This is a genomic window from Sodalis sp. RH22, from assembly GCF_047324165.1.
Taxonomy (GTDB): domain Bacteria; phylum Pseudomonadota; class Gammaproteobacteria; order Enterobacterales; family Enterobacteriaceae; genus Acerihabitans.
The window spans coordinates 4,878,787-4,899,417 of record NZ_CP178731.1 but is presented as its reverse complement, the minus strand read 5'-3'; the positions used below and the strand labels follow the sequence as shown (position 1 = coordinate 4,899,417).

21 protein-coding genes are annotated in these 20,631 nt (G+C 60.1%); 7 read left to right on the top strand and 14 right to left on the bottom strand.

Annotation, left to right across the window (positions count from 1 at the left end):
* Positions 1–49: 49 nt before the first annotated feature.
* From lysS to xerD, 5 genes are all read right to left on the bottom strand, one after another.
* Positions 50–1,570 carry a lysine--tRNA ligase gene (gene lysS / locus ACL2XN_RS22285; protein WP_413729492.1) on the bottom strand — a complete coding sequence of 507 codons (1,521 nt, stop codon included), beginning with the start codon at positions 1,568–1,570 and terminating at the stop codon, positions 50–52.
* A 9-nt stretch (positions 1,571–1,579) separates the two neighbouring features.
* Positions 1,580–2,678 (bottom strand): peptide chain release factor 2 gene (gene prfB / locus ACL2XN_RS22280; protein WP_410013617.1). Its coding sequence is split into 2 segments (ribosomal slippage): positions 1,580–2,602 and positions 2,604–2,678, totalling 1,098 coding nucleotides; the frame shifts between segments, so codons are not numbered across the junction.
* A gap of 85 nt (positions 2,679–2,763) precedes the next feature.
* On the bottom strand, positions 2,764–4,500 hold the full coding sequence (gene recJ / locus ACL2XN_RS22275) for a single-stranded-DNA-specific exonuclease RecJ (protein WP_413721406.1): 1,737 nt from the start codon (positions 4,498–4,500) through the stop codon (positions 2,764–2,766).
* Between the two features lie 5 nt (positions 4,501–4,505).
* Positions 4,506–5,210 carry a bifunctional protein-disulfide isomerase/oxidoreductase DsbC gene (gene dsbC / locus ACL2XN_RS22270; RefSeq protein ID WP_410013615.1) on the bottom strand — a complete coding sequence of 235 codons (705 nt, stop codon included), beginning with the start codon at positions 5,208–5,210 and terminating at the stop codon, positions 4,506–4,508.
* Positions 5,211–5,289: 79 nt separating this feature from the next.
* On the bottom strand, positions 5,290–6,204 hold the full coding sequence (gene xerD, locus ACL2XN_RS22265; RefSeq protein WP_410013614.1) for a site-specific tyrosine recombinase XerD: 915 nt from the start codon (positions 6,202–6,204) through the stop codon (positions 5,290–5,292).
* A 99-nt stretch (positions 6,205–6,303) separates the two neighbouring features.
* Between xerD and fldB the strand changes: the two genes are divergently transcribed.
* Complete coding sequence (gene fldB / locus ACL2XN_RS22260; protein ID WP_413729491.1) at positions 6,304–6,822, top strand: flavodoxin FldB; 519 nt, start codon at positions 6,304–6,306, stop codon at positions 6,820–6,822.
* 31 nt (positions 6,823–6,853) lie between these two features.
* On the opposite strand, the gene ACL2XN_RS22255 is transcribed toward fldB, so the two are convergent.
* The 3 genes from ACL2XN_RS22255 to ACL2XN_RS22245 form a co-directional block, all read right to left on the bottom strand.
* Positions 6,854–7,273: a protein YgfX gene (locus tag ACL2XN_RS22255; RefSeq protein ID WP_410013612.1), complete on the bottom strand. Its 420-nt coding sequence runs from the start codon at positions 7,271–7,273 to the stop codon at positions 6,854–6,856.
* Positions 7,254–7,520 carry an FAD assembly factor SdhE gene (sdhE, locus tag ACL2XN_RS22250; RefSeq protein ID WP_410013611.1) on the bottom strand — a complete coding sequence of 89 codons (267 nt, stop codon included), beginning with the start codon at positions 7,518–7,520 and terminating at the stop codon, positions 7,254–7,256. The genes ACL2XN_RS22255 and sdhE overlap by 20 nt, the downstream gene beginning before the upstream one ends.
* 63 nt (positions 7,521–7,583) lie before the next feature.
* Entirely contained in the window at positions 7,584–7,739 is a 156-nt protein-coding gene (locus ACL2XN_RS22245) for a hypothetical protein (RefSeq protein WP_410013610.1), read from the bottom strand.
* Here ACL2XN_RS22245 and ygfZ point away from each other — a divergent pair.
* Complete coding sequence (ygfZ, locus tag ACL2XN_RS22240; RefSeq protein ID WP_413729490.1) at positions 7,738–8,721, top strand: tRNA-modifying protein YgfZ; 984 nt, start codon at positions 7,738–7,740, stop codon at positions 8,719–8,721. The genes ACL2XN_RS22245 and ygfZ overlap by 2 nt on opposite strands.
* A 123-nt stretch (positions 8,722–8,844) precedes the next feature.
* Here ygfZ and trhA read toward each other — a convergent pair whose 3' ends face one another.
* The gene (trhA, locus tag ACL2XN_RS22235; RefSeq protein WP_410013608.1) at positions 8,845–9,492 is read right to left on the bottom strand and encodes a PAQR family membrane homeostasis protein TrhA; all 648 of its coding nucleotides are present in this window, start codon (positions 9,490–9,492) and stop codon (positions 8,845–8,847) included.
* A 246-nt stretch (positions 9,493–9,738) separates the two neighbouring features.
* On the opposite strand from trhA, the gene ACL2XN_RS22230 reads away from it, so the two are divergent.
* Positions 9,739–10,347 carry an HD domain-containing protein gene (locus ACL2XN_RS22230; protein ID WP_413721410.1) on the top strand — a complete coding sequence of 203 codons (609 nt, stop codon included), beginning with the start codon at positions 9,739–9,741 and terminating at the stop codon, positions 10,345–10,347.
* Here the strand turns inward: ACL2XN_RS22230 and ACL2XN_RS22225 are convergent.
* The 3 genes from ACL2XN_RS22225 to mntR form a co-directional block, all read right to left on the bottom strand.
* The gene (locus ACL2XN_RS22225) at positions 10,265–12,481 is read right to left on the bottom strand and encodes a YgiQ family radical SAM protein (protein ID WP_413729489.1); all 2,217 of its coding nucleotides are present in this window, start codon (positions 12,479–12,481) and stop codon (positions 10,265–10,267) included. The two genes, ACL2XN_RS22230 and ACL2XN_RS22225, sit on opposite strands and share 83 nt — an antisense overlap.
* A gap of 118 nt (positions 12,482–12,599) precedes the next feature.
* Positions 12,600–13,805 carry a zinc metallochaperone GTPase ZigA gene (gene zigA, locus ACL2XN_RS22220; protein ID WP_413731016.1) on the bottom strand — a complete coding sequence of 402 codons (1,206 nt, stop codon included), beginning with the start codon at positions 13,803–13,805 and terminating at the stop codon, positions 12,600–12,602.
* Positions 13,806–13,992: 187 nt separating this feature from the next.
* Positions 13,993–14,463 (bottom strand): manganese-binding transcriptional regulator MntR, encoded by a 471-nt coding sequence (mntR, locus tag ACL2XN_RS22215; RefSeq protein ID WP_410013605.1) that lies wholly within the window; start codon positions 14,461–14,463, stop codon positions 13,993–13,995.
* A 316-nt stretch (positions 14,464–14,779) separates the two neighbouring features.
* Here mntR and ACL2XN_RS22210 point away from each other — a divergent pair, with 316 nt between their 5' ends.
* From ACL2XN_RS22210 to ACL2XN_RS22195, 4 genes are read left to right on the top strand one after another with little or no spacing between them, the layout of a single operon-like run.
* Entirely contained in the window at positions 14,780–15,700 is a 921-nt protein-coding gene (locus ACL2XN_RS22210) for a metal ABC transporter substrate-binding protein (protein WP_413731015.1), read from the top strand.
* Entirely contained in the window at positions 15,697–16,509 is an 813-nt protein-coding gene (locus tag ACL2XN_RS22205) for an ATP-binding cassette domain-containing protein (protein WP_410013604.1), read from the top strand. The genes ACL2XN_RS22210 and ACL2XN_RS22205 overlap by 4 nt, the downstream gene beginning before the upstream one ends.
* A complete protein-coding gene (locus ACL2XN_RS22200) occupies positions 16,509–17,378 on the top strand; it encodes a metal ABC transporter permease (RefSeq protein WP_410013603.1) in 870 nt (289 codons plus the stop codon). Before ACL2XN_RS22205 ends, ACL2XN_RS22200 begins: the two co-directional genes overlap by 1 nt.
* Entirely contained in the window at positions 17,375–18,226 is an 852-nt protein-coding gene (locus ACL2XN_RS22195) for a metal ABC transporter permease (RefSeq protein ID WP_413729488.1), read from the top strand. Before ACL2XN_RS22200 ends, ACL2XN_RS22195 begins: the two co-directional genes overlap by 4 nt.
* Before the next feature lie 122 nt (positions 18,227–18,348).
* Here the strand turns inward: ACL2XN_RS22195 and ACL2XN_RS22190 are convergent, their stop codons facing one another.
* Complete coding sequence (locus tag ACL2XN_RS22190; protein WP_413729487.1) at positions 18,349–18,570, bottom strand: transcriptional regulator; 222 nt, start codon at positions 18,568–18,570, stop codon at positions 18,349–18,351.
* A 214-nt stretch (positions 18,571–18,784) separates the two neighbouring features.
* Positions 18,785–20,437: a kdo(2)-lipid A phosphoethanolamine 7''-transferase gene (gene eptB / locus ACL2XN_RS22185; protein WP_413729486.1), complete on the bottom strand. Its 1,653-nt coding sequence runs from the start codon at positions 20,435–20,437 to the stop codon at positions 18,785–18,787.
* Between the last annotated feature and the right edge of the window lie 194 nt (positions 20,438–20,631).

The following is a 20,631-nucleotide window of genomic DNA, read 5'->3' as shown; positions in this document are numbered from 1 at the left end:
GCGTTAAGCCCGCCGGCCCAGGTCATTGACCGGCTGGGGTACCGGCTCGTTATTTCTGCGGGCGCAGCGCCGGGAACAGGATCACGTCGCGGATGGTGTGGCTGTTGGTAAACAGCATCATCATGCGGTCGATACCCACGCCCAGTCCCGCCGTCGGCGGCATGCCGTGTTCGAGGGCGATAACGTAGTCCTCGTCGTAGAACATGGCTTCGTCGTCGCCGGCATCCTTGGCGCTGGCCTGTTCGGCAAAACGCGCCGCCTGGTCTTCGGCGTCGTTCAGCTCCGAGAAGCCGTTGCCGATTTCGCGGCCGCCGATAAAGAACTCAAACCGGTCGGTGAAGAACGGGTTTTCATCGTTACGGCGCGCCAGCGGCGAGACCTCGGCCGGGTATTCGGTGATAAAGGTCGGCTGAATCAGGTGGCTTTCGGCGGTTTCTTCAAAAATCTCGGTCTGGATACGGCCCAGGCCCCAGCTTTTTTCGATCTTGATGCCGAGCGACGCGGCGATGGCGCTGGCCTGTTCCAAATCGTCCAGATGGGCGGCAACGGTTTCCGGGCGGTAATGGCAGATGGCTTCGCGCATGGTCATCTGGGTAAAGGGTTTGCCGAAATCAAAGGTCTGGTCGCCATACTGTATGACGCTTGTGCCCAATACCCGCTCGGTCAGGGTGCGGAACAGCTCTTCCACCAGCACGATGAGATCGCGATAATCCGCATAGGCCATATAGAGTTCCATCATGGTGAACTCGGGATTATGGCGCGGCGAAATGCCCTCGTTGCGGAAGTTGCGGTTGATCTCGAACACCCGTTCAAACCCGCCGACCACCAGGCGCTTGAGGTACAGTTCAGGCGCGATGCGCAGGAACATATCTATATCCAGCGCATTATGGTGGGTAACAAACGGCCGGGCGGCGGCGCCGCCGGGGATGCTTTGCATCATCGGCGTTTCCACTTCCATAAAGCCTTTATCCACCATAAAGCGGCGGATTTCCGCCATGATCTGCGAGCGCACTTTAAAGGTATGGCGGGATTCGTCGTTGGCGATCAGGTCCAGGTAGCGCTGGCGATAGCGGCTTTCCTGATCCACCAGTCCGTGGAATTTATCCGGCAGCGGGCGCAGGGCCTTGGTCAGCAGGCGCAGTTCGGTGCAGTGGATCGACAGTTCGCCGGTCTTGGTCTTGAAGACTTTGCCGCGCGCGCCGAGAATATCGCCCAGGTCCCATTTTTTGAACTGGTCGTTATACAGGCCTTCGGGGAGTTCGTCGCGGGCGACGTACAGCTGGATGGTGCCGCCGACGTCCTGCAGGGTCACAAAAGACGCCTTGCCCATGATACGGCGGGTCATCATGCGCCCGGCGATGCTGACCTCGAGGCCCAGTTCCTGTAGTTGTTCGTTGCTGTGATCGTCATAGGCGGCATGCAGCGTATCGGACGTGGCGTCGCGGCGAAAATCGTTGGGAAAAGCATTGCCCTGCGCCCGCAGCAGCGCCAGTTTTTCACGGCGCGCCGCGAGTTCGTTATTGACATCCGTCGCCTGCGGGGCACCGCCCTGTGATTGTGATTCAGACATCTTGGTTCCTCATAGCCCGGCTTTAAGGCTTGCTTCGATAAATTTATCCAGATCGCCATCCAGTACCGCCTGCGTATTGCGTGTTTCCACGCCGGTGCGCAAATCCTTGATACGGGAATCGTCCAGGACGTAAGAACGGATCTGGCTACCCCAGCCGATATCGGACTTGGTGTCTTCCAGCGCCTGCTTTTCGGCATTTTTCTTCTGCAGTTCAAACTCGTACAGCTTGGCCTTTAACTGCTTCATCGCCTGTTCTTTATTTTTATGCTGCGAGCGGTCGTTCTGGCACTGGGTGACGATATTGGTCGGCAAATGGGTAATACGCACCGCGGACTCGGTGCGGTTTACATGCTGGCCGCCGGCGCCGGAGGCGCGGTAGACGTCGATGCGCAGGTCCGCCGGATTGATTTCGATATCGATATCGTCATCCACTTCCGGGTAGGCAAAGGCGGAGCTGAACGAGGTATGGCGGCGGCCGCCGGAGTCGAACGGGCTTTTGCGCACCAGGCGGTGCACGCCGGTTTCGGTGCGCAGCCAGCCGAAGGCGTATTCGCCGATGACCTTGATGGTGACCGATTTAATGCCGGCCACTTCGCCATCGGATTGTTCGATAATTTCGGTTTTAAAGCCGCGGGCCTCGGCCCAGCGCAGGTACATGCGCAGCAGCATGCTGGCCCAGTCCTGGGCTTCGGTGCCGCCGGATCCGGCCTGGATATCCAGGTAGCAGTTGGCGCTGTCGTATTCGCCCGAGAACATGCGGCGGAACTCCAGCTGGGCCAGTTTGGCCTCCAGCTGATCGAGCTCGGCGATAGTGTCGTTAAGGGTTTCCTCGTCGTCTTCCTCCACCGCCAGTTCCAGCAGGCCGGACACGTCGTCCAGTCCGCGGGTCATCTGATCGATGGTGTCGACGATGGCTTCAAGGGAGGCGCGTTCCTTGCCTAAGGCCTGGGCGCGCTCGGGGTCGTTCCAGACATCGGGCTGTTCCAGGTCGGCGTTGACTTCTTCCAGGCGTTCGCGCTTGAGATCGTAGTCAAAGATACCCCCTGAGAACTTCCGTCCGTTCAGACAGGTCCTGGATGCGGTTTTTTACCGGATTAATTTCAAACATGAGTTCAGTTAGCTCGTAAAGAAAAGATAGGCATATAAGCCCGGTATTCTAACGGATCCGCACCCCGGTGTGTAGCATATTGCGCTTACAGCGGCCAGAGATGCTGGATTAATAATTGCACCGTGCGGTTGCCGCGATATTCGTTCACGTCCAGCTTGTAGGCGAGTTCCACCAGACGCACGCTGTTGTCGGGCCAGAGGGTGTTATCGACATTAAAGGCAATGCCGTCCAGCAGCGGACCGCCGGCCACCGGTTCGACCATCAGCTTCAGGTGCTTGTCTCCCACCAGCTTTTGTTGCAGCACGCGGAATTTGCCGTCGAACAGCGGTTCCGGAAAAGCCTGGCCCCAGGGGCCGCCGTCGCGCAGGATTTCGGCGGTGGCCAGGGACAGTTCGCCGCCGCCCAGTTCGCCGTCGGACCAGATAATGCCGTCAAGCAGCGCCGGATCCAGCCATTCGTTGACCAGTTCGGCAAAACGCAGGCGAAAAGGCTCAAACTGCGAGGCGTCCAGGGACAGGCCGGCCGCCATGGCATGGCCGCCGAATTTCATGATCATGCCGGGATGCAGCGTATCGAGTCTTTCGAGCAGGTCGCGCATATGCAGGCCCGCCACCGAGCGGCCCGAGCCTTTCAGGATGCCGTCGCCCGCCGGGGCGAAGGCGATGACCGGGCGGTGGAAACGCTCCTTGATGCGCGAGGCCAGGATGCCCACCACGCCCTGGTGCCATTCGGCGTGGTAGATAGCCAGGCCATAGGGCATTTCGTTTTGGTTCAGCTCCATCTGGCCGCACAGCGCCAGCGCCTCCACTTCCATGCCCTGCTCGATTTCGCGCCGGGTCTGGTTAAGGGCGTCCAGTTCACCGGCAAGCCCGCGCGCCTGCGCCAGGTCGTCGGTCAGCAGCAGCGCCACGCCCACCGACATATCGTCCAGCCGGCCGGCGGCGTTAAGCCGCGGCCCGAGGGCAAAACCCAGATCGCCGGCGCTGAGCCTGGCGGTATCGCGGTTGGCGACCTCCGCCAGCGCCCGGATACCGGGACGGCAGCGGCCGGCGCGGATGCGGCTGATGCCCTGGTGCACGAGAATGCGATTATTGGCGTCCAGCGGAACCACGTCGGCAACGGTGCCCAGCGCCACCAGATCCAGCAGTTCGGCAAGTTTGGGCACCGGGATATTTTTTTGCGCAAACCAGCCGCTGTCGTTAAGCCGGGCGCGCAGCGCCAGCATCAGGTAAAACGCCACGCCGACCCCGGCCAGGGATTTAGAGGGGAAAGCGCAGCCGGCCAGGTTGGGATTAACGATGGCGTCGGCGTCCGGCAGGGTGTCGCCGGGCAGGTGGTGGTCGGTCACCAGCACCGGGATGCCGTGTTGATGGGCCAGATCGACCCCCGCATGCGACGAGATGCCGTTATCCACCGTAATGATAACCTCGGCGCGGCGCGCCAGCGCCTGCACCACCACCTCGGGGCTAAGGCCGTAGCCGTCCTCGAACCGGTTCGGCACAAGGAAATCCACATGGCCGGCGCCCATCTGCCGCAGCGCCATCACCATCAGCGCGGTGCTGGTGGCGCCGTCGGCGTCAAAATCGCCCACCACCATCAGGCGGCGTTCGTCAGCCAGGGCGCGTACCAGCAGATCCACCGCGCTTTCGATACCGTCCAGTTGCCCATATGCCAGCAGCCCCTTGACGCCGCGCTCCAGCTCGCCGGCGCCTTTGACGCCGCGCTGCGCATAAAGACGGCGCAGCAAAGGATGGATATCCATCTCGCGCAGTCCTTCGGCGCTTGCCTGCGGGCGGCGGCGCAGTTCGGTTTTGATTTTCACCGCCGTCAGCCGCCCGCCTGCTGCTGATCGAGCATCGCCGCCATTTCCTTCGGGCTTTGATAGCCCGGCACCATGGCGCCGTTGTCCAGCAGCACCGCCGGCGTGCCCTGGATGCCGTATTGCACGCCCAGCTGGTAATGTTTGCTGATATCGGTATTGCAGGCGGCGGCGGGCACCGGGTCGCCGTTCATGGCTTTATCAAAGGCGGCATTGGGGTTGGCGCTGCACCACACCGAGACCATGTCTTTTTCCGCCTGGGAATTGAGCCCCTGGCGCGGGAACGCCAGGTAGCGCACGGTAATGCCCAGCCCGTTGTAGTCTTTCATCTGCTCGTGCATCTTGTGGCAATAACCGCAGGTGATATCGGTAAAGACGGTAATGACATGTTTTTGCTGCGGCGCTTTATAGACGATCATCTGGTTTTGCAGCGCGTCCAGCCGTTTGCCCAGCAGCTGGTTGGTCACATTGACCGGCTGGCTGCCGCCGACGTCGTACATCGGACCCTGGATGACGTGTTTACCGTCGTCGGAGACATACAGCACGCCGCTTTCGGTCAGCACGGTTTTCAGCCCCGCCACCGGCGCGGGCTGGATTTCCGCTTGATGCACCCCCAGGCGCGCCAGGGAGTGCGTAATGGCGGCGTCATCGGCGCAGGCCAGGCGGGAAAGCGACAGCGCCGCAAAAGAAAGCAATACCAGGCTCGGTTTCATTGTCAGTCCTTATCTCTTGATCCTAAATGGGTCTTGTTGGTTTATGCCACGCAGGTGGTGATCAATACGTTGATCCCCGTCAGGCCCGGGGATGATGCTGCTGATGAATCAGTTTAAGACGTTCGGTTGCGACATGCGTGTAAATCTGGGTGGTGGACAGGTCGCTGTGGCCCAGCAGCAGTTGCACCACGCGCAGGTCCGCGCCGTGGTTAAGCAGATGCGTGGCGAACGCATGGCGCAAAACATGGGGGGAGAGCCGCTCGCTGTCGATACCCGCCAGGATCGCATAATGCTTGATGCGATGCCAGAAGGTCTGCCGGGTCATTTGCCGGCTGCGGTTGCTGGGGAACAAGACGTCGGCGCTCTGGCCGTTCATCAGCCAGGGACGGCCGTGCTCCAGGTAATATTCCACCCAGTATACCGCCTCCTCGCCCAGGGGCACCAGCCGCTCCTTGTCCCCTTTGCCGGTAACCCGCACCACGCCCTGGCGCAGGCTGACATCGCTCATGGTCAGGCCCACCAGCTCCGAAACGCGCAGGCCGGTGGCGTAAAGCACCTCCAGCATCGCCTTGTCGCGCACTTCGATGGGCTGGTCCAGCACCGGCGCGTTGAGCAGCGCGCCGACCTGGTCCTCGCTGAGCCCCTTGGGCAGGCGCTGCGGCAGCTTCGGCGCCGCCAGCGCGGCGCTGGGGTCGTCGTCGCGCGCTTTTTCACGGTACAGGTACTGGAAAAAGCGCCGCATGGCGCTCAGCAGGCGGGCGGAGCTGGTGGCCTTATAGCCGTGCTCCAGGCGGTCGGCCAGGAACGCTTGCAAATCCGCCGCGCCGGCGGTTTGCAGGTCCGTCTGGCGGGCGGCCAGCCAATCGGCCAGGGCCTGCAAATCGAGACGGTAGGCCGACAGGGTGTTTTCGGCCAGGTTGCGCTCCAGCCACAGGGCATCGAGAAACTGCTCGATCCAGGGGTTGTTCGATCCTGGGTTATTCTGCTGCTGCATCTGGGCCCCCGGTGTTTTTCATGCCTGCATTATGCCTGATTACGCGGTGAATCTGGTACACTTGATGACATAGATTGAAGGTCAAGAGTATGAGTAAAGATGAAAGTCGGTTTATTTTATGGCTCCAGTACCTGCTATACCGAAATGGCGGCGGAGAAAATCCGCGATATCCTGGGTCCGGATCTGGTCGACCTGCATAATATCAAAGAGGTGCCGCCAAGCCGCATGGCAGAGTATAACGTGCTGATCCTCGGCATCCCCACCTGGGATTTCGGCGAAATCCAGGAAGACTGGGACGCCGCCTGGTCGCAGTTGTCCGATCTGGACCTGTCGGGCAAGATTATCGCCCTGTACGGCATGGGCGATCAGCTCGGCTACGGCGAGTGGTTCCTGGACGCGCTGGGTTATCTGCATGATGTGCTGGCGCCGCGGGGCGCCACCTTTATCGGTTTCTGGCCCACCGCCGGTTATGAATTCACCAGTCCAAAGGCATTGGCCGCCGACGGCGAGCATTTTGTCGGCCTGGCGCTGGATGAGGTGAATCAGTACGATTTAAGCGAGGAACGCCTGCAGCTGTGGTGCGAGCAGATCCTGAACGAAATGGCGGCGCTGCTTTAGCCTTCAGCATTGCGCCAAGGCCGGTCCGGCGTTAATCCAGCGTTTCCTGTGAGCCATGGTGCAGCAGCGCCTGGCGCAGGCTGCGCCACTCGCGCTGGCCCATGCAGTCCGCGGCCAGCCACAGGCGGCGCTTTTTTTTGCCCCCCACCTGGCGCAGGCGCAGCAGCACCCCGCCTTTAAGCAGCCAGGGTTTCCCCACAACCGACCATTCCTGCTGATGCCAGCGGATATGCCGGTCGCTTTGCAGCACCAGCTCTCCCCGGCAGGCCATGATATTCCTCTGGCTGCGGATGCATTCAAACACCACAAGCGTTATCAGCGTAACCCAGACCAGGCCGTAATTTTCCGGCCACGGCGACAGCAGGATCACTAGGGTCAGGATCCCATGAACCGCCAGCGAAAAAATCTGCGTGCGCCAGGAGACCCGTATGTCACATCGCCAGAGGGCCACGGGCTTTATTTCGCTGTTGTATCATGGTTATCATTTTTTTTAATCCGCTGTCCTGGGGTTCGCCATGATTCATCAGCCAATTGAAAAGATCGGGATCGTCGCATTCCAGCAGGCGGACGAACAAGGCTTTGTCATCGTCGCTAAGGGTGTCATAGTCGTATTCAAAAAACGGCATTATGGAGATATCCAGCTCGCGCATGCCGCGGCGGCAGGCCCAGTGGATGCGCGCTTTATTAACGATATCCATTTGTATCTTTTACCTCATTTCCATCCGGCCAGGGCATAGTTTAACCCGTTTCACGGGTTGGCATTACATAAAACGACACATTTCGACATGTTCCGGCAATTTTTTACCGGCACGCATCGCACATTTCGGCACAGCGCCGATGAAATAACCACTTGCAAAGCCTCTTGACTCTTTTACCATTAGGCTATTGTTTTGTCTTACAGGATAGGAGTGTTGCATGACACCTAAAGTTCCTTTTCCGCCGCGTTTACCTTCTCCCTCCAGCCATTTGCCCCTGACGCTGATGTCGCTTGAGGACTGGGCGCTGGTCGGGCTGACCGGGCCGGATACCCTTAAGTACCTGCAGGGCCAGGTCACCACCGATGTGGAGGCTATGGCGCGCGATCGGCATATCTTGGGCGCGCATTGCGATGCAAAAGGTAAAATGTACAGCAATATGCGTATATTCCATCGCGGCGCGGGCATGGCCTATATCGAGCGGCGCAGCGTGCGCGACGCCCAGCTTGCGGAACTGAAAAAATACGCGGTATTTTCCAAGGTCGCCATGACGGCGGACGACGACGCGCTGCTGCTGGGCGTCGCCGGGTTTCAGGCGCGCGCGGCCCTGGCCGGCCTGTTTGCCGCCCTGCCCGACGCCGAACATCAGGTGGTGGAGGACGGTGAAACGTCGATCCTGCATTTCAGCCTGCCCGCGGAGCGTTTTTTACTGGTCACCACCCCCGGCGTCCTGGAGCAACTGCTGCACAAGCTTGAGGGCCAGGCACAGTTGACCGACAGCCGTCAGTGGCTGGCGTTGAATATCGAAGCCGGGTTGCCGGTCATCGACAGCGTCAGCAGCGCGCAGTTTATTCCCCAGGCGGTCAACCTGCAGTCGCTCGGCGGCATCAGCTTTACCAAGGGCTGCTATGCCGGGCAGGAGATGGTGGCGCGCGCCAAATACCGGGGCGCCAATAAACGGGCGCTGTACTGGCTGGCCGGTAAAGCCGGCCGCGTGCCGGCGGCGGGAGAAGACCTTGAGCTGCAAATGGGCGATAACTGGCGCCGCACCGGCACGGTACTGGCCGCCCTGCAACTGGAGGACGGCAGCGTCTGGGTACAGGCGGTGCTGAATAACGATCTGGCGGCGGATAGCCGGCTGCGGGTCAAGGACGACGCCGCCGGCGCGCTGGCTATCCAGCCCCTGCCTTATGAAATCGAGTAAAGCAAACCGGCGCCGCCGCCTTTAAGCGGGAAGTGACCGACGCGCCCGGCGGCATAGGCATGGCGCCGGGTGTCGTGTGACTTTGACGGCGTTATCCCTGTTATCCGCGGCCGCCGGGCGGCATTAAATATACAAATAAATCGCCAGGAAATGGCATACGCTGCCGCCCAGCACAAACCCATGCCAGATGGCGTGATTGAACGGGATACGGTTGCAGGCGTAAAAAATGACCCCCACCGTGTAGACCAGACCGCCCACCGCCAGCAGCGTCAGGCCGCCCACCGGCAGGCGCTGCGCCAGCTGATAAATCACTACCAGCGATAGCCAGCCCATGGTCAGGTAGGTGATAAGCGATATCACCTCAAAACGATGGGCAAACGCCAGTTTGAACACGACCCCCAGCAGCGCCATGCTCCAGATCACCACCATCAGGCCCTTGGCCAGCGGCGACGCCAGGCCCACCAGCAGGAACGGAGTGTAGGTACCCGCGATCAGCAGGTAGATGGCGCAGTGGTCCATCTTTTTCAGCCAGCGCTTGGCCGGCGGATGGGGAATGGCGTGGTAGAGCGTAGAGGCCAGAAACAGCAGAATCATGCTGCCGCCGTACAAACTGTAGCTGGTGATGGCCGTCACGTCGGCGCCGACATGACCGGCCTGCACCAGCAATAGCACCAGGCCGACGATACCGAAGATCAGGCCGATGCCGTGACTGATGCTGTTGGCGATCTCTTCCGCCAGTGAATATCCCTGAGCTAATAGCTTATTAGCCATACGTAATACATCCTCAATCTTAACTCATTATCATTTTCGCCAACCGCACCAAGCTTAGCTGAGAACCATTCCAGTGTACACGCGTAAGCTGAAAAAATGTTAACGCGCCCTGACGGCGGCGGCGGCGGCGCGCTTCGCACCGTATCGTCCCGGCGGCGATGGGAAACGGCGTGCAGAGAGCGTTCGAAATTGCCGCCGGTTTGGCCTACAATGTGGCGCTTTACGCTAGCGTGGTTAAAAATTGATATGTCTGAACTAACGCCTGAACTCGCCTTCGGCGAACTGACCGAAGTGATCGCTTTTTTAATGGAAATCGACAAGCTTAAAAGCATTCAGCGCCGCACCAAGGTCCTGGGCACCCAGCGTCAGGAAAATACCGCCGAGCACAGCTGGCATTTTGCCGTCGCGGCGATGGCGCTCGCGCCCTATGCGGACGATAACGTCGATATCAACCGGGTGATCCAGATGGCGCTGGTGCACGATATCGTGGAAATCGACGCCGGCGATGTACTGGTTTACGATTTGGTCGGGCGGGCGGCGGTGCATGCCCAGGAAGAAGCGGCCGCCGAACGGCTGTTCGGCCTGCTGCCGACGCCGCAACGCGGGCATTTCCATCAGCTATGGCTGGAGTACGAGGCGGGCGAAACGCCCAACGCGCAGTTTGCCCTGATGCTGGACCGGCTGATGCCGGTGCTGATGAACCTGCATAACCGCGGCCAAAGCTGGGTGGAAAACGGCATCCGGCTTGAGCAGGTGCTGACGCGCAACGCCTTTATCGGCGACGTTTACCCTGCCCTTTGGGAACATCTGAAACGCCATCTTGACGCCGCCCATCAGAACGGCTGGCTGAAGTAGCCCGGCCGGACGCCGCCGGCGCGCGCTGGCGCGCCATATCGGTATGCCGGGTCAGGGCGGGACGCGCGTTGCCGCGCGCGGCGCGCGGTTCCCCGGCGCCCGCTGCCGGGGAAGGCACCAGGCATTCGCCCCCGCCGCCGATCAGGTGCTTTAGTCCCATCTCTTCCAGCGCGGCGCGGATCAGCGCGGCATTGGCCGGATCGTGGTAACGCAGCAGCGCCTTATGCAAGCGGCGCTGGCGATCGCCGCGCGGCACCACCACCTCTTCGCTCTTATAGTCCACCTTGGCCAGCGGATTCTTGCCGGTGTAATACATGGTGGTGGCGCTGGCCAGCGGCGACGGATAAAAATTCTGCACCTGGTCGAGCCGAAAACGGTTTTTCTTCAGCCATAACGCCAGGTTGACCATATCCACATCGCGCGTGCCCGGATGCGCCGAGATAAAATAGGGAATAAGGTACTGTTTTTTCCCCGCCTCGGCGGAGTAGCGATCGAACAATGCCTTAAAGCGGTGGTAGCTGCCCATGCCCGGCTTCATCATCTTCGCTAAGGGCCCGGCCTCGGTATGCTCGGGCGCAATCTTCAGGTAGCCGCCCACATGGTGCAGCGCCAGTTCCTTGATATAGCGCGGATCCTCCACCGCCAGGTCGTAACGCACGCCGGAGGCGATCAGCACCTTTTTGATGCCTTTGACCGCCCGCGCCCGCCGGTAGAGCGAGATGGTCGGCTCATGATCGGTATCCATATGCGGGCAGATTTCCGGATAGACGCAGGAGGCGCGGCGGCAGGTCTGTTCCGCCCGGGGCGATTTACAGCGCAGCATATACATATTGGCGGTCGGCCCGCCCAGATCGGAAATCACGCCGGTAAACGCCGGCACCGTATCGCGGATGGCCTCGATCTCGCGCACGATGGACGCTTGCGAGCGGCTTTGGATAATACGGCCTTCATGTTCGGTAATCGAACAAAACGAGCAGCCGCCGAAGCAGCCGCGCATGATATTGATGGACGAGTGAATCATCTCATACGCCGGGATGGCCGCCTTGCCGTAGGACGGATGCGGCACGCGCTGGAACGGCAGGGCGAAAACCTGGTCCATCTCCGGGGTGGTCAGGGGAATGGCCGGCGGATTGATCCAGACATAACGATCGCCGTGTTTTTGCATCAGCGCCCGCGCGCAGCCGGGGTTGGTTTCGTGATGCAGGATGCGCGAGGCATGGGCATACATCACCTTATCGCCTTTGACTTTTTCGAACGAAGGCAGCAGCACGTAGGTTTTTTCCCACGGCTTGGGTTTGGCGGCGCGCACCGTTACCGATCCGGCCTGCGGAGCCGGCGCCGCGCCGTCGGCACAGGGCAGGTCGTCGCCATAGGGATTAAGGATCGGTTCGATGCGCCCAGGCTGGTCCAGGCGGGTGGAATCCACCCCGCTCCAGCCGGGCAGCGGCTCCCGGCGCATAATGGCGGTATTGCGCACATCGTTGATGGCGCCGATCGCCTCCCCCGCCGCCAGCCGATGGGCCAGCTCCACCAGCGGCCGCTCGCCGTTGCCGTAGATCAGCATATCGGCTTTCGAATCCACCAGCACCGAGCGGCGCACGGTATCGGACCAATAATCGTAATGGGCGATGCGCCGCAGGCTGGCCTCAATGCCGCCGAGGATCACCGGCACCTCTTTGTAAGCTTCCTTGCAGCGCTGGCTATAGGCCATGGTGGCGCGGTCCGGACGCTTGCCGCCGACGTTGCCGGGGGTGTAGGCGTCGTCATGGCGCAGCTTGCGGTCGGCGGTATAGCGGTTGATCATCGAATCCATATTGCCGGCGGTGACGCCAAAAAACAGGTTCGGCCGCCCCAGGCGCATAAAGTCGTCCTTGCTGGTCCAGTCCGGCTGGGCAATGATGCCGACGCGAAACCCCTGGGATTCCAGCATGCGGCCGATAATCGCCATGCCGAAGCTGGGATGATCGACATAGGCGTCGCCGCTGATTATCACCACATCGCAGCTGTCCCACCCCAATTGATCCATTTCGGCGCGCGACATCGGCAAAAACGGCGCGATGCCGTAACATTCCGCCCAATAAGGAGGATAGGAAAACAGGCCGCGTTCGGGTTGGATCAGGCTGGTGGACGCCATACAAGCACTCTTTATCTGGTTAATTCGCCGGGCGGCGATTATACGCGTACCCGGCGAAATAAGCAGGGATCTTTATCAGTAGTGCGGGCTTTTCCCGATAAAAGCAGCCAAAGCCAGGTTATGACCATTGCGGAAACGGATCGCCATACCAGAACCACATCTCAGGTCCCTGCGCCATTTCCCGATCGGTCAGCAGACAGGCGTCAAAACCTGCCCTTAAACCCGCCTCATCCATGCCGATTCCGATCAGCACCAGTTCCTGACGGGCATCGCCGACCCCGTCAACCCAGTTGTCGTGAATAAATGCCAGCGTATCGGGATCGCCGGGCCATCGATCGCGGGGTATGGCGGCCCACCAGCAGCCAGCCGGAGCATGCCTGCTGACGCCGCCGGCCTGGGACCATGAACCGGCATGCGCCGGACGGGTGGCCAGCCAGAAAAAACCCTTGGAACGCATCACCCCGGGCCAATCCTTCGCAATCCAGGCGTAGAAACGCTCTGGATGAAACGGCCGGCGGGCGCGATAGACAAAATGGGTAATGCCGTACTCTTCGGTCTCCGGCGTATGCTCGCCGCGCAGCTCCTTCAGCCAGCCCGGCGCCTGCGCCGCCTGGTCAAAATCAAACAATCCGGTGTTCAGGACGCTATCCAGCGCCACCCGGCCGAATTCAGCCGCTTCGATTTTTGCCCTTGGGTTCAGGCCGCGCAGGATAGCCAACAGGCGCAGGCGTTCGTCTTCGCCGATCAGATCGATTTTGTTCAGCACCAGCACATCGCAGAATTCGATCTGTTCGATCAGGAGATCCACCACCGTGCGCTGGTCCTCCGCGCCCAGGGATTCGCCCCGGGATGACAGGCTGTCGCGCGAAGCGTAATCGCGCAGGAAGTTGAACGCATCCACCACGGTGACCATGGTATCCAGGCGGGCGACGTGCGACAGGCTCAGGCCGTCGTCATCGGTAAAGGTAAAGGTCTCGGCCACCGGCAGGGGTTCGGAAATGCCGGTGGATTCGATGACCAATTGATCGAATTTGCCCTCTTTCGCCAGCCGGCCGACTTCCAGCAGCAAATCTTCCCGCAGGGTGCAGCAAATGCAGCCGTTGCTCATCTCCACCAGCCTTTCATCCGTTCTGGACAATTCGGCGCCGCCGTCGCGCACCAGTGCCGCATCAATATTCACATCCGACATATCATTGACGATCACCGCCACGCGGCGGCCTTGCCGATTGTTAAGGATGTGGTTAAGCAAGGTGGTTTTACCCGCGCCAAGGAACCCCGAAAGCACGGTTACCGGCAGGGGAACCGATGCACGCCCTTCCCCCATCCGGGTTATGCCGGGCATCTTATCTGTCGCACGCATGTTTCACTCCATCAGTATTGTGGTCGGTAAAAGGGCGGAGAAGTCCGTGTTTATTGGTTATGTTATAACATAACATAACCAATAAAGACCAGAGCTTTCCCGCGTCTTTTGCCTGCGGGACACACAGAAGGAATGGATAAGGTGAAGGCCGTTATTTTTGCCGGGCGGCCTGTTCGGTAAACGCGCGGAAAATGGCCAGCGTTTCCTCGCTGACATGATGCTCCAGCCCTTCAGCATCCAGGCGCGCCGTCTCCGGACTGACGCCCAGCGCCAGCAGGAACGACTCGACCACCTGGTGCCTTTCCCGGCTGCGCGCCGCCAGCGCCTCACCCTCGGGGGTAAGGAAAACGCCGCGATAGGGTAATTGCCGGATTAGCCCCGCCGCGGCCAGCCTTTTCAGCATTTTCGCCACCGTGGGCTGCGATACGCCCAGCCGCGCGGCCAATTCCACCTGGCGGACTTCGCCGAAATCACGGATAAGATCGTCGATCAGCTCCACATAATCGTCCATCAGCTCGGCACGGTGGGCTGCCCTGACCTGAAGGAAACCCTGCGCATGTTCCTGCACATCCACAAGTTGCGTGGTACGGACGGGCATATCCGCTTTTTCAGGGGTGGTCATAGTCCTTCCTCTTGATGTACGGCTGCATAAGGCCATCACCGGCGATGGCGAGGTAAAGCATAGCATTGTTACCAAAGGCGTTGATAAACAAAATAGGCATGCACGGCGCGGCGGTGACGACAAACAGATTAAGTTTGCCTTTGCTATACAGTATAGCTCATGCTATATATGAACATTAAAGCATCACTTGTTAATTATATGCATACAAATGTAATGACGCCCCGGCCGTGCGGACATCGGTAAAAGATGACGACGCTGTACTCCGACCCTGCCAGGGCCATCCTGATGACCGGAAGCGTTTATGGAGATCGCCGACATGCCGTTATTGCCGTTAAAGAGACGTTTTTCCGCCCTGGCGCCATGGGGCCTGCTGTTTGGCATGGCGTTATCGCTTGCCGGCACCCCCGCCATGGCGGAGAAAAAATTCAAGGTGATAACCACCTTTACCATTATCCAGGATATGGCGCGCAACGTGGCCGGCGACGCGGCGGTAGTGGAATCCATCACCAAGCCCGGCGCGGAAATCCATGATTACCAGCCTACCCCGCGCGATATCGTCAAGACCCAGTCGGCGGACCTGATTTTGTGGAACGGCCTGAACCTGGAACGCTGGTTTGCCCGTTTTTTCGATAATATCCATGACGTGCCCTCGGCCGTAGTCACCGAGGGCATCGAGCCGCTGCCTATCCGTGAAGGCCCCTATAACGGCAATCCCAACCCCCATGCCTGGATGTCGTCCGCCAATGCGCTGATCTATGTGGAAAACATCCGCAAGGCGCTGGTGCAATACGACCCGGCCAACGCCGACGCCTACAACCGCAACGCCAAAGCCTATGCGGAGAAAATCGCCGCCACCGACGCCCCGCTGCGCGCCCGGCTGGCCAATATTCCCGCATCCCTGCGCGTGCTGGTGACCAGCGAAGGCGCCTTCAGCTACCTGGCGCGGGATTACGCCCTGCGCGAAGCCTATCTTTGGCCGATCAACGCCGAGGAGCAGGGCACGCCCCAGCAGGTGCGCCGGGTGATCGATCTGGTGCGGGAGCAGCAGGTCCCGGTGGTGTTCAGCGAAAGCACCATCTCGGATAAACCCGCCCGGCAGGTCGCCAAGGAAACCGGCGCGCGCTACGGCGGCGTGCTGTATGTCGATTCGCTGTCGGCGGCCGGCGGGCCGGTGCCCGACTACCTCAGCCTGCTTAACGTGACGGTGGATACCATCGCCAGGGGGTTCGGCCAATGAACAACACCGGCTATCAGCCCGATCTCCGGGTGGACGACGTGACGGTCACCTACAATAACGGCCATACCGCCATCAGCAACGCCAGCTTCCGGCTTACCGGCGGCACCATCTGCGCGCTGGTCGGCATCAACGGCAGCGGCAAATCGACATTGTTCAAAAGCATTATGGGCATGGTGCGCCCTTCCTCCGGCAAGGTTACCCTGGATAACCTGCCGGTGGCGAAGGCGCTGCGTAAAAACCTGATTGCCTATGTGCCGCAAACCGAGGAAGTGGACTGGAATTTCCCGGTGCTGGTGGCGGATGTCGTGATGATGGGGCGTTATGGCAAAATGTCTTTCCTGCGCATCCCTTCCGCCGAGGATAAGGCCCAGGTGGACCGGGCGCTGGCGCGGGTCGGCATGAGCGCATTCCGCCAGCGCCAGATTGGCGAACTGTCCGGCGGCCAGCGCAAACGGGTGTTCCTGGCGCGGGCGCTGGCGCAGCAGGGACGGGTCATGCTCCTTGACGAGCCGTTTACCGGTATTGATGTGCAGACCGAAGATGCCATTATCGCGCTGCTGCAATCGCTGCGCGCCGAAGGCCATCTGATCCTGGTCTCTACCCATAACCTGGCCAGCGTGCCGGAATTTTGCGACCGGGTGGTGATGATCAACCGCACGGTACTGGCCGCCGGCCCTACCGCCGCCGCCTTTACCCAGGAAAACCTGGAGCGGGTATTCGGCGGCAGGCTGCGCCAGTTTGATATCGCGGCGGCCGGGGCGCCGCGGGCCGGACTGCGCGCGGTCGACGCCGATAAGCGGGTGTCGTGATGATGGCGCTCTTGCTACAGCCGTTTCAGTACGATTATATGCTCAAGGCCATTTGGGTAAGCGGCATTGTCGGCGGGGTCTGCGCCTTTCTTTCGGCCTACCTGATGCTCAAGGGCTGGTCGCTGATGGGGGATGCGCTGTCCCACTCGGTGGTGCCGGGCGTGGCGGGCGCGTATGCGCTGGGTTTGCCCATCGCCGCCGGCGCGTTCCTGACCGGTATGCTGGCGGCGCTGGTGATGACGCTGGTGCGCCATTATACCCGGCTGCGCGAGGACGCCATTATCGGTTTTGTCTTCACCACTTTTTTCGCCGTCGGGCTACTGATCGTTTCGCTAAATCCCACGTCGGTCAACGTGCAATCGATCATCTTCGGCAATATCCTCGGGATAGCCGACGCGGATGTCCTGCAGGTGCAGGTGATAAGCGGCGTGTCTTTTATCGTGCTGTGCGTGATCTGGAAGGATCTGCTGGCGGCGTTTTTTGACGAGGGCCATGCCGTCTCCATCGGCCTGTCGCCGCTGCGCCTGAAAATTATTTTTTTCACGCTGTTGAGCGCCTGTACCGTGGCCGCGCTGCAAACGGTCGGCGCCATCCTGGTCATAGCCATGGTGATAACGCCCGGCGCCACGGCGTACCTGCTGACCGATCGCTTCCCGCGCCTTATCATAATCGCCGTGATCATCGGCACCCTGACCAGCGCCTGCGGCGCCTGGCTGAGCTATTTCCTGAACGGCGCCACCGGCGGGGTTATCGTTACCCTGCAAACCCTGGTTTTCCTGCTGGCGTTTTTGCTGGCGCCGAAACACGGGCTGCTGGCCGCCAAGATGCGTGGCCGGGCGCGGGCTAAAGATAGACGGAGCGCCGGATGATGGCATGGTTGGATTACCTGCTCGCCTATGTCGCCGAACCACTGGGCTTTCCGTTTATGCAACGGGCGATTATCGCCGCCATCGCCACCGGCGTGGTGTGCGCCATCTTGTCGTGCTTCCTGGTGCTCAAAGGCTGGTCGCTGATGGGGGACGCCATCTCCCATGCGGTGCTGCCGGGCATTATCCTGGCCTATATCGCCGGACTGCCGATCGTGGCCGGCGCCTTTGGATCGGGTATCGTATGCGCCCTGGGCACCGGTTATATCAAAGACCACTGCCGGGTGAAGGAGGACACGGTCATGGGCATTGTCTTCTCGGGCATGTTCGCCCTCGGCCTGGTGCTGTTTTCACGTATCGATACCGACCAGCACCTCAGCCATATCCTGTTCGGCAATGTGCTGGGCATTACGCCCGCGGAGCTGTGGCAGGTCGTGTTGATAGCCGGCGCGGTATCCCTGGTCATCCTGGTTAAACGCCGGGATCTGATGCTGTATTGTTTTGATCCGGCCCAGGCGCGGGTGCTGGGCCTGTCGGTAAAGACGCTGCATTATGGCCTGTTATGCCTGCTGGCGCTGACCATTGTCGCCGCCCTGCAGGCGGTGGGCGTGATATTGGTGATCGCCATGCTGATTTCACCCGGCATTACCGCCTCCCTGCTCGCCCGCCGGTTCGACGGGATGCTGCTGGCGGCGGTGCTGGTCTCGGTGTTCTCCTGCGTTACCGGCACACTGATAAGCTTTTATATCGACGGCGCCACCGGGCCCTGCATCGTTATCGTCCAGGCCGTGCTGTTTGTGGCGGCGCAAATCTATCGCCTCGCCCGGCGCAAAAATCACGCGGCCGCCTGAGCGCATCCGCCGGGCGCGGCGACGCTATCATGGTGCTGGCGCCGGGCGATACTTGCCAATCGCCTTCCCTTTTGTTGGTGCAAAATCCAGCCAGCAAATATCGCCGCGTCCAGGAATAAACATCAGTAATCCAGCTCCCCAGCGATGGGCGCCGCCAGATCGTCGGCATGGGCGGTATACGCGGTAAGTCCCCTTAACAGGTCGGATTCCCGGAACCGTTTTTTATGAGCTTTTTGAATGACTAATCCTTGCTCGCTCATCTCGATATCCACCGTATCCCCCGCTTCGAAACGCGGGATGGTTTTAAGGTTACCTGATAAACGCAGCGCAATGCATTGCCCCATTTTTGTAAAACCGCCTGGGTATGCATAACAACCTTATAGGTAAAAGTATCGACAATGAGTAGACATGCGGCAGACGCGATGTCAACACCGTGGGTGTCCGCCATACCCGGCACAGGGTGCCTTGTGCCGGGTATCGGGCGTGATGACTGAAAAATCAGATCCCCGGGCATCACCGGCGTCTCGCCAAGGCCATCTCTGACCTGGACGCCGCGGCCTAAGGCGTCTGGCACCAGTTACGCTGCTTGACGATGCCGCCGTCGGGGGAGGTAAAACCGATGCAGCCTAAAATACTGTCATAGAGTTTTTCATGGAATACCGGGGTCTTGGCCGCCGCGAGGGCGCGCAGCCGGCTAAACGCCGCCTGGTGATCGCTCCCGCGCAGGAAGCCGTCGGAGGCCCAGACCATAATGGGGATGGTGCGTTGTTCAATCGGCGCATGATCGCGCGGCGTGCCGTGGAAATGCATATTTTCCGCGATGGATTCCCCATGATCGGAGGCGTAGAACACGATGGCGTTACGATCGCGCAGCTGATCGAAGACCTGTTTCAGGAAATAGTCGGTGTACAGCAGGCTGTTGTCATAGGAATTGACCAGTTCCTCGGTGGAGCAGGCATCATCGATGCCCTGGCATTCCGGCTGGTAACGGGCGAACTGGCGCGGATAACGCTCCGTATACATATAATGGGAACCCTTGGTATGCAGTACGATCAGGTGCTTGCCGTCGGGATGGCGCGCCAGGGAATCGTGCAGTTCGTCCACCAGCGCCATATCGTCCACCGGCTCGCCCGCGTTGCGTTTTTCCGCCTGAATGGTTTCCCGCAGGGCATAGTCGTCGGCCATCACCTTATTATAGAACCAGGCCTCGCTCTGCATGGAAAACAGCTCGGAGCTAAAGCCCTGTTTTTTTAATACGGAAAAGACGTTCATCTCTTTCAGGGTGCGCTGCGGCGCTTCCGACGCGCCGCCCTCGCGCACAAACATGCAGCGCAGGGAGAGCTTGGTGGACGTATCGCAGGAGTAGCCCTGCAGCAGCGCCAGGTTCTTTTCCTTGTCCAGGTTGGGCGTATTATCGCGCTGGTAGCCGTAGGCGCCCATATGGTCGCGGCGCGCGCTCTCGCCGATGATAAACACCACATACAGATCCTTGACATCCTTCGGCGCCACATACGTAAAATGCTGCGCCGGGTCGTACAGCTTGCGGCTGTCCTCCGCCTGGCTATAGGAGCTGTAGATCAGCATGCCGAGCGCCGACAGCCAGTTTGACGGCGAGTAGGAGCCGGCGACCACGCCGCCGTAGCTGGCCATGGTGCGGTTATTCTCGCGATCGTGCTGGTCCTGTACCTGGCCCATCAGCTTCAGCGGCAGCCAGCAGCACAGGGCGGCGGTAACGATCAGCAGCCCTTTTTTGGAAATATGCCTGACGCTGCTGCGCTTGAGCGCCGCTTCGGGCATCGGCGCCAGCCAAATCAGCGCCAGGGGGATCAGGCTGACCAGGATAACCCAGATAAAGAAGTGGTAACCCACCGATTCCTTTGACAGGTCGACATCGGTGGTCATCACGGCGGCCAGGATGCCGTAGCCGATATCCACGTTGTACAGCACCATGTAATAACTGGCGGCCACCGAACTGACCACCACCAGGGTCACCAGTACGCGATAGACCGTCTTTCCCAGCAGCGAGAGCAGCATGGTCAACAAAAACACCAGTGAAAACAATGCCAGCACTTCGATAGCCACCGACAAGGCATTATCATATTGCAGTTGCTGATAGCGGCGGATCAGAATGGGTATGTTAAGGATAATCCCGATATAAAAAGCGATAAACAGGGAAATTTTCAGTTGGGATAGTTGCAGAAGCTTTCTCATTAATTCTATTTTTCTCAGTATAAATGACCGCGGATAAGCACATCCCGTACTTAAGCACGCTCCGCCGGGCCATCTTTAACGTCTTCATAATTTCAGACAAGGGATAATCCTTATCGGACCCCCATACAGCTCAGGTGGTTCATTTAGCCAGGCGAATATCAGGCGATATGATGTAACAACACGTGTTGTCGGCC